This is a genomic window from Legionella parisiensis, from assembly GCF_001467945.1.
GTDB classification, from domain to species: Bacteria; Pseudomonadota; Gammaproteobacteria; order Legionellales; family Legionellaceae; genus Legionella; species Legionella parisiensis.
The window spans coordinates 2,649,694-2,663,850 of the sequence record NZ_LNYQ01000013.1; the positions used below are offsets into that span (position 1 = coordinate 2,649,694).

The window sequence follows — 14,157 nt, forward strand, 5'->3', positions numbered from 1 at the left end:
ATGTTAATTTAATTATTTCGGTTCATAATTAGATTGTAATCATAGAAAAAACTTTTAAGTGACGGTCTGCGTTTTTCGCGTTTTAAAGACTTTATTAAATGATTTGCTGCTAAAACTTCTCTTTTTTTAGCATCCAATTGCTCCTGAAGTAATTCATGCTTTTTGCTGCTGTTATTATGCATTTCTTTTAGCTCTTCACCTAAACGCTTATTTTCATGCAACGTTTGGTTTAATTGTTCTTCCATCTTTTTTTTATCGTCATTTAATTGATTCATATAAGAATAAGTCACCAACAACTTATTTTCGATCTCTTGCAATGTATGAAGAATAATATTACCCAAAGGAGAGTAATTATTGGGAAGATGGTTTAGAACATCACTGCGTATTTCCAATTCTTTAGCCAAGGATTGCAGGGAAATAATAGCATGTTGTAGTTCATTGCCCTCTAGGATTGACCGTGTAGACGGTAAGGAAAACAGCTGTATTCGTGATTCATTTCCTTGATATTGTTCCCACCATTCATATAGCCATTTCAGTGCAGTATGACGATTTATCTTGGCCTTTGAACAAACTAGTTTTACATCCGGTATATCTTTCCTGCCATTTTGCTTAAAAAGCTCATTGATTATTTCAAGAACATGAAATGGCACACATTTATTATTATTTTTCATATCAGACTCCTTCTATTCTAAAATCAGTAGGTTCGTACTGCATTCAAACAATAATTTTTCAGGTGTTAAGCTCCTGAAGGAGAACCCCCAATAACTCCCTCGATCTGAATAATGAGCCATCCTTGGAAGTAAAAACATCTATTTTCCTCATACATTTTCATCATATTGCATCATTGCTGTCAATATAAATTTGACAAATTAATTTTTTACTATGCTAATTAAAAGTCAAAAATATATTGACATTTATACTAAAAAGTACAAGAATGAATTTGTCATTAACAAATAAGGACAATAAAAATGAAAAAATTTAAATTAGCAATTATTGCATCAATTTTAGTGACAGAAATTGCCTCTGCCTCTTCGTCTTGTGAGGGATTTCAAATAAGATTAAAAAATAATCTTGTCGATGACTTATTAGTGACCACAATTAAATTAAATGGGGCAGAAATTCAGCCCGGAACTTTTGAAAAATTAAACCATAAATCAGAGCAAGTATTTACGATTAATCGAACTAATCAAGATTTACCAATGACAGGAGAGTTTACTCTTCATACCATTTCACTACCGAGCAAAACCGTAATAATTCAGTATACTTTAGAAAATAAAGTAGCTTACTGTGAACATACTGATAACTCACCTAAAAGCGATTATGCGGTAGAAAAAAATCGAAAAATGGGTGAAGTTCAATACACTATTAAGAATCAATAGATTTCCTAAGGTCAGGCTTAAATATGCTGACCTCTCTTTTATTGCCCTGACCACATAGAACTCAATCATCTCCGATGTATCTTTTTAGTGTTAAGGAGGTTTCATGAAAGCAAGACAAACACTTATATACACCTTAGGATTAGTATTGTTCATCCTATCCTTTCCCGGAAATACGGATCAATGTTCTTATGAATTGCCGCCTAATGAGCAGGTAATTATCCATGGGAAAGAAACTGAATCAAAAACATTAACATGTAAAGTAGAACAAAATGAGGAAGAAAGCGATTTTCTGATGGATTTTGTATCTGAAACCAATACAAGCATCGTGAATAACTTAATCATGACGGAAGGTACTATAATGAGCTTATCTTTTGCCTCGATAAATAACAATGAGTTAAGACTTGAGTTAAAACCTAATGCTCGATTAGGGATTACCAATGAGTCTACCGAATTTATTCGATTAATATGCCTCAAATTATAAAGATAGAGTCATTATGAATGTGTTAAATTATTAGTAAACTACGGCAAGCGGACTTGGTCCGCTTAATATATTTATAAATTTTCTAGTTATGGAGAAAATCAAAACATGCTAATCACTCAGGAAAAAGAAGATGATAAAATCCAGTTTCGCATTCGAATGCATGCTTCAGTTTTGAAGGAAGTAGAAGATTATTGCCAGTGGGCTAACATACAATATAAAGATTATTTTATCCAGCGTGCATGTGAGTACATTTTCAACCACGACGAGGAATGGATTAATCATAAAAAAAAGCAAAGTGACAATTCCGGTGAGCAAACTTCCTAACTTGGAAAATAAGGCAAGACATTATAATTTGCTGTATTAAATGTTACCAACTGCTGATTAATCGTATAACCATGCCGACTAGAATGGGTCTGTTACGGCTTTGAGGAGTGATTAATTACTCTTCATATGTAATATTAAAAGCCAAAAAAATATAAAAATAGCCGGCATTTAACATCAGATTATTTAACGTTTTTAGTAACATACATTTTAGAATCAGCAAGAGTTAGCATATCGTCAAGTGTCTGATGTTCTTTTTGATCAAATTCGATAATACCCACACTAAATTCGATTGTATAATCTTTGATTTCTGCAGATCTCAATGAGTCTTTTAGACGTTGAATAATTCCAGTTACATTTTTTTGTTCTAATCCAGAACAAAGTACACAAAACTCATCACCACCCAAACGTGCAATTACATCGTAATAACGAAAGTTTTGGATAAGAGAGTTCGCAAAAATTTTTAAAACCTTATCGCCTTCCAAATGTCCGAATTTATCATTAATATGCTTAAACTTGTCCAAATCAAAAAATAATAAAGTAAAAATTTGATTTTCACGTTGGCATTTTTGAAACAAATAACCGGCTAATTTTAAAAAACCTCTGAGGTTCGATAAACCTGTTAATTCATCAGTTATAGAAATTTGTAATTGCTCCAAATCCATTTCCACCATTCGAGCAAGATCATTTACTATATTGTGATCGATTTCAATTTTCGAACGAGGCTTATCATCGATTAAACAAAATACTCCTATGTTATATCCTGTAACTTGTAAAGGACATCCTAAATAAAATCTGAAATTTGGTTTTTTTAGAACAAAAGGATTATCATAAAATCGCTTATCTTTTGTTGTATCTTCAACTACCATTATTTCATCTGAAAGAATAACATGACCACAAAAGGAAGTTTCTCGCGCAGCCTCTTTAATATCAAAGCCTTGAGTGGATTTCATCCATTGACGTTCATCTTCTATAAATGAGATGACAGAGATAGGGACTTCAAAAAGTTTGCATGCAATACGAGTTACTCTATCAAAACGATCTTCTTTCTCCGTGTCGAGGATTTGTAATTTGTAAAGTGTTGCTAAACGTTCCGCTTCATTTTCTGGTTTTTCAGGAGGAATCATTAATATTATCCTTGCGAAGAAATTCAAAACATCAATAAAAATTTTTATATAAAATATTATATATCATTTGCGTGAGGAAAATTTGAGAGTTGTGAAATGTATATGCTCTAATATCATAATGTTCCCAAAAAGGCATCCTATAGTCGTTTTTCCAGGTCAAATATACGATGACAAATTTTTAATCTTTTCGTGCTGGAGTAGGCACATCCATGTTCCATTGGGAAATGAAGAAAGGGTATGGATTTAGGGCAAGTTTTAATTTGTTCACAGTTGTTGGGTCAAAATGACCCAACCTCAGCCTGTCTAGGTGGAATATTATGCCATATTCTTAATTTGGCGAAAAACGTCTTACATCAAAGGTCAGTAATCTAAAATAATCGTATGTCATATAAAACTCACCATTATCCCCTGTGTTACTTCCCCAAGAGTTACGTAAAGTTAATAATCCTGTGTGTTTCTTACCGTAATTATCAACTGCAACAGCATTATCATCATAACCAGTGATGATCATCCCATGTCCCGCTTGGATATTAGGCAAACCAATTAATATATCTGTTGTAATTAACCAAGTATCGTTCTTTGTTTTATAATTTCCAACAGCACCTACGACACCCAGGTCAAGGCGCGGTAGCATGATCGAAAAAACTGATCTGTCGCCTGAGCGAAGGGCTTCTTTCACTTCACTTAATGTCCAGCTGGAACTGATTCTCCAATATATATTAGACCAATTTACTATTGTACCGAAGATTAACTCATTCATTGTACTGTACTCTTGGGGATCTATAAAAGACTCCGGTTTTTTTTTCGAATAAGTTGGGTATTCCGTCAAACCACCACACCCGATGGTTGTTTGTTTCTCTTTATTAACAATTCCGTACTGTTGAATCTGATTTATTACAGAAATAGGATAATTACCATCCCAACCGCTCTGAGCATATCCATGTTTTTCCAGGTAATTGCCTAGCTGTAGATGACAAAGTTGGCTAATGTAATCTCCCTTACCGATCACGGCATCAAGCGCACCAGTTATGGCAAATGTGATGCATGTTCCATGGGCACCTTGATCCAGTACAGGAACATGATTCATGGCTAATTGAACCATTTTAGGAGTTTCAGTATCTAGTAATGAATGCGACGGCTGAGGCTCCTCTGTGAGGATATCTTTCACACGCTTCTCCAGCAATTTTTTAGCCTCATCAGACAGTTCAATTTTAAGCAACTGAATGATCTTTGTGTTATTAAGTCCGCTATAGTTGGAAGAAGAGTCCGCAGTTGGTGGTATTGAATGCTTTATCGAGCCAATAACATGAACATCTCCAGAAATTGCTGCCTTAATTATCAATAAACTTAAAATAGCCCCTTGTATTAAAGGCGTTATAATTCGTACCGGGTTCATAATCGACACTTTGAAAAATTACCAGGAGCCTATTATTTAATTTTATAAATCAATTTGCAACGTGTTTAGAATGCCTTGAAGTCTATCTCTATGGAGTAATTTAACAGTCACCTGATATATTATTGCAGCATTGATAGCCCATAAAGGTTATCAAAAACCGATGACCTGTGAGTTAGGCAACTTTGTGCAATGTTGAAGAGATAGGCTCTTGATCTTTACGTAACGTCAAGGTTTATCCTTGATTTGGTGTAGTAAAAAAACGGTATCGACGATGCAATACACAATTAAGCAGTTAGCTGATTTAACTGGAATTAGTACCAGGGCCTTAAGATATTATGATGAAATTGATTTATTCAAGCCTGCAATTATTGCACAAAATCAATATCGTTATTATGAGAAAAGTCAATTAGTTGATTTACAACAGATTTTATTCTTTAAAGCCCTGGGTTTAAGCCTTGATGATATCAAAAAGATGCTTATTAGTGATGACTATGCACAAATCGATACACTTATTAGTAATAGAAATAAACTGACAGAAAAAATCAAGCACCTTCAAAATTTGATTGAAAATTGTCAGGCCACAATTCAACATTGCAGAGGTAAAATAATCATGCGGGATAAAGAGTTATTTTCAGGATTCGATGCTGAAAAGCAACAGGTTTATGAAGACTTTCTTATTGCCAGAGGAGTAAGCCAGGAGACCATTGATGATTCCTGGAAAAAAGTAACTAATCACACAATACAAGAAAGAGAAGAGCTGCATAAGCAGTGCAATGAGATAACCGCTAAATTGGCAGAATGCTTAAAAAAACAAATGCCAGTTCAAGGTGCTGAGGTTCAGCAACTAATCGCACAGCATTATAAATGGGTATGCGAGTACTGGACCCCTAATAAGGAAACTTACAAAGGTTTAGCTTCAATGTATGGGGAAAATAATGAGTTTTCTACATTTTACCAAGGTTACCACAAAGACATGGTATCGTTTTTACAGCAGGCAATGACATACTACGCTGATACAAAATTGAAGTAGCTCTAATAATATTGACTGCTGGGCATGGTTGGTGCTTAGCAGTTTTAATAGAGATTTTGCTCCCGAAACCCAGATGGGATAGCCGGTTTTTCTATGCTCCTGATGTTTATGTAAGTCGCTAAAATTATCTTATACAACTATTCTGAAAATGCTGCTTTATCTCCTTCAATATTAATTTTTTCGAGGCCGGGAGAAGTTTAAAACAACTTTGTTCACTGATTTGGTAATCTGTAAAAAAAGGGGGGTGTTTCCCCTAAAGATAGAAACAAGGAGATACTTTCTATCAACAAGAATTGGCAGAAAAATGCCTTGAATAGCATTCAGTAGGCTTAGGAATGTTCCATTGGGAAATAAAGAGAACGCGTTTGGAGTTGGAGAAAATTTTAATTTGTTTTGCAGTTGTTGGGTCAAAATGACCCAACATACCTTCTTTTTCACATGTTGTATTTGTAATGTACCGCAACACCAAACCTTCTGAAACTTACTCGACAAATACTCGCAAAAGGCAGAACCAGCAATCCTAGTTTTGGGCTGTTGTAAAAACAATACCATTTGGTCCTGCAGTTTGACCGCCAGAAGGGCCAAACATTGTTGCTTCTGTTACACCTAAAATTGAAGGTAGAAACAATAAAGCGGCAGAAATAAAGACCAGAGCAATTGGCGTTCCAATCGGAATTTGAGTCGGGTTATCTTTGTGCTGTTTAAACTTCATAATAGCCCCTATAGAAAATCCCAAACCAGCTAAATAAGCGCCAGCAGTAATCAATTTAGCAAGATTCGTAAAGGATGTAGTAATTGTTGATGCCATTGCACCTAAAGAACCTACAGGACTTGCTGCTGCACCATGGCTTACTAACATCAGAAATGCAAGACAAGCAATACTGCTTAACCAAGAACTAAAACCAGTTTTATTTATAATGTTACTTCTCACAACTTCTTCTCCAAAATTAACAAAAAATCTGGGTAGGATATTATTTAACAAATATTATTATTTTACAAAATTATTAGATTTTCAATTTACATACTTATATTGAACTAGTAAACCCTGTTTTATCGCCTATATCAAATAAACACATTAATTGTGTCTGCATGCAGACATTATTCTGTGATGCTATATAATTGTATCTGCACGCAGACGCAATTACATCATGGTTTTGCTTCACTCAAACAAATAAGTGAGGCTAATGATAAACCATATGTCTTCTTTTTTTACTAAAAGGACTTAAAATGAATAAAAACTCTTCATCCGGATTAATTAGAGCTCTTGGTCTAGGTGCTTTAATTATATATGGTGTGGGTGATATTCTGGGTGCTGGAATTTATGCTCTGGTAGGGAAAATTGCGGGTCATGCGGGTTCATTAACTTGGCTTTCATTTGCTATTGCAATGGGGATTATTTCACTCACAGCGTTATCTTATAGTGAATTAGGGAGTAGATTTCCTAAAAGTGGTGGAGTATCTATTTATATTCATGAGGCTTTTGGAACTCAGTGGTTTTCGATATTAACAGGGTTGTTACTTTTTTGCGCTACTGTTCTCTCTATGTCAACTTTATCCCATGCATTTGCTGGATACCTGAGAGCTTTAGGATTTAATATCCCCAGAAGCCTTGATGTTTTCGGGTTTTTGCTTATTTTACTCTTAATTAATCTACGCGGTATCAAACAATCATCAACGGCTAATATTATTAGTACTTCAGTTGAGGTAAGTGGTTTAGTTCTAGTGCTTGGTTGTGGATTTTGGTATCTGACAACGCATCATAGTAACTTTATTACTACTCCTGCAGAAACACCTGAAATAGGCGATGTGCTTCAAGGAACAGCTTTAGCTTTTTTTGCATTCACAGGATTTGAAGATATGGCTAATATTGCAGAAGAAGTTAAGGAACCCCAAAAAAATCTACCTCGTGCCATATTATCCTCTCTTGGAATTGCCGGGATTTTGTATTTAGGAGTAAGTTGGATAGCGACAACGATTATTCCAGGGAGTGAACTTAGTTCCTCTGAAGCTCCTTTATTAGACGTGGTGAGCAAATCAGCACCTGCTCTCCCCAAATCGTTGTTTTCAATTATTGCTATTTTCGCAGTTTCCAATTCAGCATTATTAAATTACATTACAGCATCTCGCCTGCTCTATGGGATGTCAAAGGAAAATCTTTTACCGAAATCGTTACAGAGAGTCCACGCCAAATTTCATACCCCTTATAGTGCTATTTTTCTGATCTTTCCAATAGTACTTTGCCTGGTATTAATGAGTAATTTAGGCGATCTGGCAAGTTCTACAAGCGCAATAGTTTTGATAGTATTTTCATTAAGTAACCTCGCACTAATAAAAATTAAACTTAATACCAAAAAAGAGAAAATTAGTACTAAAATATTTAGAATTCCCTTATTGGTACCTTGTTTGGCAATCGGTTTAAATCTGGCTGCCATCTCATTTTTGCCTCTGCACAATATTATCCCTGCTGCAGTATTGATTGTCATATGCGGTTTTATTACATGGGGTATCATGAAGAGTTTGTTATCTAAAAATTGATTAATTTTACCCCACTCTTTTTTTGAGATTCAATACTGCCCGGTGTAATTTTGATGCCATGGTGGTGTTATATGAAATAAGAGCCTTGGATCGTATTAATCTCAAATCACTACTTGAAGAACAAGCGAACTTGGATGAAGTGCAAAAATCAGGATATTTCAATGGTTCTCCATATAAGAGCACTGATATCTACCGCTCGAAACAATATTGAGAGCGTATGAATGAAGAAAACTTAATTGGTATGGCAGAATGTTGCGTAACGTACTCTTCATTTTCATCATCTAGTCTTTTTAAATAATTTTTGATTTTGCTGATTGCCACATGATCAGCAGTTGATATCAACGTATCATTATCTAACAGATTTAGTAATTTTTTTAATGATAAAATGTTCATGATCGACTTCCTTCTATGCATGTAAGGCGATTCGCTCAAGTATTTATCTAATTGATTTTTAAAAACTTTTACCATAAAATTCTGTCAATTTTTCAGCCATTTTGGGATATCACTTACTTTAATGGTCACATGCCTCTTATTAAAGAAATAACAAATATCAGGAAAATAAAAATGCCTAAAGAAAATGGATTCCATCAAAGACAGCAAATTTTATTTGCTAAGTTAAATGATTTAGGTGCCAAAATACCTATTATCATTGCTGCTACTTCGGAAGAGCTTTCTCAGCCGGAAAATCATTTCAATATGACTGAAGAAGAAAAAGAATTCTCCAGACTTCAATTATTTATAAAAAAAGGAAAACTGTTTGGCTTCAATGGCAAACAACCCACCACAAAAATCACCGGATTTGCTAGTAATAGCATTACCCTTTTCGGAAAACCACGACAATTGTCACCTGTATCCATTATGCAAAATGAAACGTTTTTTTCTCTTCTCAAAGAAAAAACAAATACATATTTGGAAAAAGTATTAAAAGCTCCAACTAAAGAGAATAAAGAGAATAACTATTTAAATATAATGGTAAATCGATTATACGAGATAATAAAAAATGCTTGTCCGAGTAATGACGAAGTGATTCATTTAGCCACAATGGAAAGGGATCTATCTGAGCCGGAGTCTGGTAAAAATCGATTAACAGCAGAATTTAGCATGTTGTTGCTTACAGAATTAAGAAAAAAAATTGCCCAGAATAATAATCCTTGGAAAGTGGAATTAGATAGGGTGCTTGCTTTAAAACAGCGAACATCACGTGCAGAATCTTATGGGATCCACCGAATTGCACAACAGGCATTAATTCTATACCAAGCGAGAACTATGGAAGAGAAAATAATTCCACAAGAAAAAGTGATTATGATAGATGATCACCTCCAAGCTGGTTCTGCTATATCTTGTGCAGCTGACGAAATTATTGATAATGGGGCTAATTTGCTTGGCATAGTCTGTCTGACAGCACATAAAAATAATAAGTTTTTTAATATACAGCCGGATGTTAAAGAATTCATCATCAGGTTGTTACCTAAAACTTTAAAAGATATTCCTAGGCTTAACGAAATACTAGGACTTGTCGGGTTGAGCATTGATACTTTGACGAATATTGAAGGGATGATACTCATCTCAATTCTATGTGACTCAAACAATCCAGAGCATCGATCCGCTTTTGAAAGTTTACTTAAAAAATATGATGCATCAGATGACATTAATTATTATCTTTTTGAACATCAAAAAAATAGCTTAATGGAAGAATTTGAAAAACCAAAAGTAGAATTCGCACATTTGGAAAGTGAGTTATTGGTAGCAATTAAAAAAGGCAGATATACCGTCTCATATGAAAAACAAGTTGTGTTATCAGATGAAGAGGGAAGAAATATTAGGAGGGAATTTGACAAAAGGGCTAATCTCCCTTGGTTATTATTTGATTTTGACGATACCTTGCATAACTTGAATAATAGTACTTTTATCATTTTTCAAGATATTATAAAAAAATATTCTGGTGTTGAAGTACCGATTGAAACAATTAAAAAAACACGTCAATCTTTGAAAGAGACTGGAGAATATCAATACGAACAGATGCTATTAGATATCATAAAACAACATAATCCGAACACTCAAATTTCTTGCGAAGAAATCACTAAGGCATATCAAGAGCATAAAAATGCAGAACCATTTTCACCCAAAATGAGTAAAGAAGATTTTTTAGCGCTAAGAAATAAATATAGAATTGGCATCATCACCGATGGTTCAGCTTTCGAGAGTAAAATTCCAAAAATTAAAGAAGTTTATGGAGTTGATATTGATGGATATATTAATCACGATAAAAATTTACCGAAAAAACCAAATCCGGCAATGTTTCATGAGTTTCGCAAAATTTACAATGTAAAAACTAAACCCATCGCTTATGTTGGCGATAGAGATGATTTAGATGGGGAAATGGCAAGAAATGTCAATCTTGATTTTATAAGAGTTGATCCAATGCAATCAACTATTGATATGGAAAAATTTACAAAGGAATTAAATATGATTGAAGAACAACGAAATGCTGCAATAAAGAGATGGAAGGAGTTAAGGAGAAATGCTTTTCTAACAAAAACAACAGAAAAAAATTCCAGAGAAAATTTGCCGCGCCCAGCAAACGGTGAGATTCTCTCTGATCCTCAAACTTATGTGTTAAATTAGTTGTCAGAGGGTATTCGAAAGCAAGCGTAGCCTCGATTACGTATCAAGTCTGCACTTGCTAAATTTTTAATATTGCTTAAGCGTCAAATTATACTTTAGGCATAATGTCTTTGTAGATGACTCCATCCTTCATGATAATGAGAAACTTGTTTACAGGGTCTGCGACAAGGTTTACATCTTGTAACGGATTGCCGTCGACGAGGAGAAGGTCTGCCAATGCCCCTTCCTCGATAACTCCCAATTTTCCTGGATAGGGATTCCGTGCTCCGGAAAGCGCCAGCAATTCTCCATTGGCAGAAGTCGCCATGATAAGTGCTTCTGCGGGCGTAAACCAGCGCGTCAGATCTACAATAGCCTGACCCTGGCGCTTTGCCAGTACCTTTGAGAAGAGAATATCTGTCCCAAAACCAGTCTTGATCTTGAACCTTTTCACGAACCCGTACATGGAATTAGTTCCCTGGATGATTTGATGCTTCTGTGCCTGTTGAGTGGGTGAAAGCATCGCTGCACCGCCAAGGTCTACAAATGGCTGGGTACTCAACCAGATGTTTTTTTGGGCCATAAGGTTGGCTGTTGCTTCATCGATAAGGTGACCATGCTCGATCACTTTGACGCCTGCCCTTATAGAACGTTGAATGGCATTCGATGTATATGCATGCGTAGTTACATAGGTTCCCCAGCCTGCAGCTGCGTCGACAGCAGCTCGCAATTCAGCATCGGTGAAGGTGGTGATATCAAGGGGAGTAAGAGGCGAGGCCACCCCTCCACCCGCAGTCAGTTTGATCTGGGACGCACCTTGCATGAGTTGTTCGCGCGTGCGTTTTCGAACTTCGTCCGGGCTGTCCGCAATGACGCTACCACCAAGCTGCTCCATACGACTCATTGCCTCTGGGGTTCGAGGCAATTCCCAGAGCTCACGGAAATCTCCGTGGCCGCCCGTGACGGTGATAATCGCGCCCGAGGGATAAATGCGCGGGCCGGGGATAATATTTTCGTCAATGGCTCGCTTGAGTGCGAAGACAGGACCGCCCATATCCCTGACTGTTGTAAATCCACGCATCAGCGTGGCGGTGGCTTCAGCACCTGCTAAAAGCGTTGTGTACCCGATGTCACCCGATATCATCTGATTGGGAGTGGGGCGCACAAGCATCGCATGCCAATGCATGTCACTGAGGCCGGGCATCAGCACTCTTCCGCCCCCGGTTATAATACGGGTATTGGCTTGGTCGCTTACTGGAATGGGAGTGCTCGTGATCCTCTGAATGATGTTACCACGAACCAGAACATTCGATGGTCCGGAGAGTTTTGGGGTTTTTCCATCAAAGATACGCACATTTTCAAAAATGGTCACAGCAGGGCGCTCTTGTGCTCTCGCCCCAGTAAAAAAGACAGTGCAAATGGCGAAAAGAATCGCCACGGACTTCACTTTTTTAATCACTAAAAACCTCCTGTCAAAATTGTCCCTACGTAATAAAAACTCTCAGCAGCGGCAGAGTCGAATCTGTTTTCAAGTCTACAAACAGTACAAATAAAGCTGGCTCACTCGCATATTCTGAGTCAGAAAATTTATAGAGGCAACCAAAGCAAAGCAAATTTAAATGATATTGGTAACTAAGATACTTTCGATTTGTTTAGCGAGATTACCGAATTCAACGCCCATAAACTATGTGAGGACAGGTGTATGGTGAGGCTATATAATAGAGAGAAGCTTCATCAAGAACTTGACTCAAGGCATTATGTTTTTATGAGCACCATTATCAGCCGCAAATACTCCTATGGTTACCATTTGAGAGGCCTAATCATTCAAAAAAGGAAGTGCTATGCATATTGTTTTTTGGTTTTTATTCTTAGGGACTACTTTAGTGACCTTCGCTTCTTCACCTAATCTTCCTGACAGTTCACAAGATAGAATTGCATCCTTACCAGGCTTTGGTACGCTTAAGAATGTAGAGTATGCAGGCTATCTTCCTCTCTCGACTTCTCTGTGTTCAAAGCAAAAATGTAATGCTGCACAAGGTAATTTATTCTATTGGTATGTTGAAAATCGAGAGCATTATGCTGATGCTCCTCTGGTGTTATGGCTAAATGGTGGTCCTGGAGCAGCGTCAATGTATGGTTTTTTTATGGAAAATGGGCCTTATGTAATTAATAAAGATGGGACTTTGTTAGAACGTCATTATTCCTGGAGCCAAAAAGCCAATTATTTAGTGATAGATCAACCAGCAGGAGTTGGTTTTTCTTATGGGAAACATAATATTTTCTCAAATGAATCAGAGGCAATGGATCAATTATATGTCGCACTTAAGACTTTTTTTCAGCAGCATCCCGAGCTGGAATCGAAACCATTTTATTTGGCTGGCGAATCTTATGCAGGAAAATATTTGCCTCAATTGGCGATTCGAATTATTTCTGAAACCGGGACGACTCCCAAAATTAATTTAAAGGGACTGTTAATTGGTGATGCCTGGGTTAATCCTCGTCTGCAACAACGTGCTAATGCTGATTTCGCTTATTCACATGGCCTTATTGATCGTCAAGTTCGAGACCAAGTATTAAAACTATACTCTTTATGTACTAAAGAAATAGACAAGACAAAACCATCAAGTCGCAAGGCAAATCAGGTTTGTAATAAAATGCAGGAATTAATTGTGAAAGAAAGTGGCGGACTTAATATGGCTAATATTGCTAAAGGTGCGGAACCTGATGATGCCCTCATGATTAATTATTTAAATAAATCTGAGGTTCGTCACGCTTTACATATAGATAAACGTATTCAAAAGTTTAACAATTTTAGTAAACAAGTGGCAGAACAGCTTGAAATTGGTGAACAGGATTCTGTTGCCGATTTATATCCTAAAATCCTTGCAGCAGATATTCGGGTATTGATTTATAATGGTCTGGAAGATGGAAAGGACTCAAATTTTATGAGCACTGAATTATGGTTATCTGCACTTAAATGGCCATTCAAACATAAATTTGCTCATACGGCTTCCTGCGTATGGCGTACGGATGGCAAAGTGGCTGGTTATGCTAAAACGTCAGGCGGCTTAACCCAAGTTAAGATTCGAAATGCAGGACACCTTGCCCCTATAGATCAACCGGCAAGGTTATTTGACTTATTTAATCACTTTATCAGTAATAAACCGTTATGTTAAATCTTGACTGAACCTCAGGGAAGACGAACTCAAAGAACGCGTTTGAGTTGGGGTAAATTAGTTCACGGGTCTTGGGTAGAAGCTATCACTTGTCAGATAATAATTTTG

13 protein-coding genes are annotated in these 14,157 nt (G+C 36.4%); 7 read left to right on the forward strand and 6 right to left on the reverse strand.

Annotation, left to right across the window (positions count from 1 at the left end):
- Positions 1–8: 8 nt before the first annotated feature.
- Positions 9–671 (reverse strand): hypothetical protein, encoded by a 663-nt coding sequence (locus Lpar_RS17780; protein ID WP_058519094.1) that lies wholly within the window; start codon positions 669–671, stop codon positions 9–11.
- Between the two features lie 297 nt (positions 672–968).
- Here Lpar_RS17780 and Lpar_RS17785 point away from each other — a divergent pair, with 297 nt between their 5' ends.
- The 3 genes from Lpar_RS17785 (at position 969) to Lpar_RS17795 (ending at position 2,184) form a co-directional block, all read left to right on the forward strand.
- Positions 969–1,379, forward strand: a complete 411-nt coding sequence (locus tag Lpar_RS17785) for a hypothetical protein (RefSeq protein WP_058519095.1) — start codon at positions 969–971, stop codon at positions 1,377–1,379.
- Positions 1,380–1,482: 103 nt separating this feature from the next.
- A complete protein-coding gene (locus Lpar_RS17790; protein WP_058519096.1) occupies positions 1,483–1,860 on the forward strand; it encodes a hypothetical protein in 378 nt (125 codons plus the stop codon).
- Between the two features lie 105 nt (positions 1,861–1,965).
- Complete coding sequence (locus Lpar_RS17795; RefSeq protein ID WP_058519097.1) at positions 1,966–2,184, forward strand: hypothetical protein; 219 nt, start codon at positions 1,966–1,968, stop codon at positions 2,182–2,184.
- A 179-nt stretch (positions 2,185–2,363) separates the two neighbouring features.
- Here Lpar_RS17795 and Lpar_RS17800 read toward each other — a convergent pair whose 3' ends face one another.
- Positions 2,364–3,308, reverse strand: coding sequence for a sensor domain-containing diguanylate cyclase (locus tag Lpar_RS17800; RefSeq protein ID WP_058519098.1), 945 nt, complete (start codon positions 3,306–3,308; stop codon positions 2,364–2,366).
- A 328-nt stretch (positions 3,309–3,636) separates the two neighbouring features.
- Positions 3,637–4,704: a C1 family peptidase gene (locus Lpar_RS17805; protein WP_058519099.1), complete on the reverse strand. Its 1,068-nt coding sequence runs from the start codon at positions 4,702–4,704 to the stop codon at positions 3,637–3,639.
- A 271-nt stretch (positions 4,705–4,975) separates the two neighbouring features.
- Here Lpar_RS17805 and Lpar_RS17810 point away from each other — a divergent pair, with 271 nt between their 5' ends.
- A complete protein-coding gene (locus Lpar_RS17810; protein ID WP_058519100.1) occupies positions 4,976–5,734 on the forward strand; it encodes a MerR family transcriptional regulator in 759 nt (252 codons plus the stop codon).
- Positions 5,735–6,254: 520 nt separating this feature from the next.
- Here Lpar_RS17810 and Lpar_RS17820 read toward each other — a convergent pair.
- Positions 6,255–6,665, reverse strand: a complete 411-nt coding sequence (locus tag Lpar_RS17820; protein ID WP_058519102.1) for a hypothetical protein — start codon at positions 6,663–6,665, stop codon at positions 6,255–6,257.
- Positions 6,666–6,961: 296 nt separating this feature from the next.
- Between Lpar_RS17820 and Lpar_RS17825 the strand changes: the two genes are divergently transcribed.
- Entirely contained in the window at positions 6,962–8,269 is a 1,308-nt protein-coding gene (locus Lpar_RS17825) for an APC family permease (protein WP_058519103.1), read from the forward strand.
- Between the two features lie 189 nt (positions 8,270–8,458).
- Here the strand turns inward: Lpar_RS17825 and Lpar_RS17830 are convergent, their stop codons facing one another.
- A complete protein-coding gene (locus Lpar_RS17830; protein ID WP_058519104.1) occupies positions 8,459–8,662 on the reverse strand; it encodes a hypothetical protein in 204 nt (67 codons plus the stop codon).
- A 171-nt stretch (positions 8,663–8,833) separates the two neighbouring features.
- Between Lpar_RS17830 and Lpar_RS17835 the strand changes: the two genes are divergently transcribed.
- On the forward strand, positions 8,834–10,894 hold the full coding sequence (locus tag Lpar_RS17835; protein ID WP_058519105.1) for an HAD family hydrolase: 2,061 nt from the start codon (positions 8,834–8,836) through the stop codon (positions 10,892–10,894).
- An 88-nt stretch (positions 10,895–10,982) separates the two neighbouring features.
- Here Lpar_RS17835 and Lpar_RS17840 read toward each other — a convergent pair whose 3' ends face one another.
- Positions 10,983–12,332: a metal-dependent hydrolase family protein gene (locus Lpar_RS17840; protein ID WP_082650415.1), complete on the reverse strand. Its 1,350-nt coding sequence runs from the start codon at positions 12,330–12,332 to the stop codon at positions 10,983–10,985.
- A gap of 382 nt (positions 12,333–12,714) precedes the next feature.
- Between Lpar_RS17840 and Lpar_RS17845 the strand changes: the two genes are divergently transcribed.
- Positions 12,715–14,049, forward strand: a complete 1,335-nt coding sequence (locus tag Lpar_RS17845; protein ID WP_082650416.1) for a S10 family peptidase — start codon at positions 12,715–12,717, stop codon at positions 14,047–14,049.
- Positions 14,050–14,157 lie beyond the last annotated feature (108 nt).

Excerpts from the sequence above, each read along its gene's own strand:
- Lpar_RS17780 (WP_058519094.1), bottom strand. The coding sequence starts at position 671 with ATGAAAAATAATAATAAATGTGTGCCATTTCATGTTCTTGAAATAATC.
- Lpar_RS17785 (WP_058519095.1), top strand. The coding sequence starts at position 969 with ATGAAAAAATTTAAATTAGCAATTATTGCATCAATTTTAGTGACAGAA.
- Lpar_RS17790 (WP_058519096.1), top strand. The coding sequence starts at position 1,483 with ATGAAAGCAAGACAAACACTTATATACACCTTAGGATTAGTATTGTTC.
- Lpar_RS17795 (WP_058519097.1), top strand. The coding sequence starts at position 1,966 with ATGCTAATCACTCAGGAAAAAGAAGATGATAAAATCCAGTTTCGCATT.
- Lpar_RS17800 (WP_058519098.1), bottom strand. The coding sequence starts at position 3,308 with ATGATTCCTCCTGAAAAACCAGAAAATGAAGCGGAACGTTTAGCAACA.
- Lpar_RS17805 (WP_058519099.1), bottom strand. The coding sequence starts at position 4,704 with ATGAACCCGGTACGAATTATAACGCCTTTAATACAAGGGGCTATTTTA.
- Lpar_RS17810 (WP_058519100.1), top strand. The coding sequence starts at position 4,976 with ATGCAATACACAATTAAGCAGTTAGCTGATTTAACTGGAATTAGTACC.
- Lpar_RS17825 (WP_058519103.1), top strand. The coding sequence starts at position 6,962 with ATGAATAAAAACTCTTCATCCGGATTAATTAGAGCTCTTGGTCTAGGT.
- Lpar_RS17830 (WP_058519104.1), bottom strand. The coding sequence starts at position 8,662 with ATGAACATTTTATCATTAAAAAAATTACTAAATCTGTTAGATAATGAT.
- Lpar_RS17835 (WP_058519105.1), top strand. The coding sequence starts at position 8,834 with ATGCCTAAAGAAAATGGATTCCATCAAAGACAGCAAATTTTATTTGCT.
- Lpar_RS17845 (WP_082650416.1), top strand. The coding sequence starts at position 12,715 with ATGCATATTGTTTTTTGGTTTTTATTCTTAGGGACTACTTTAGTGACC.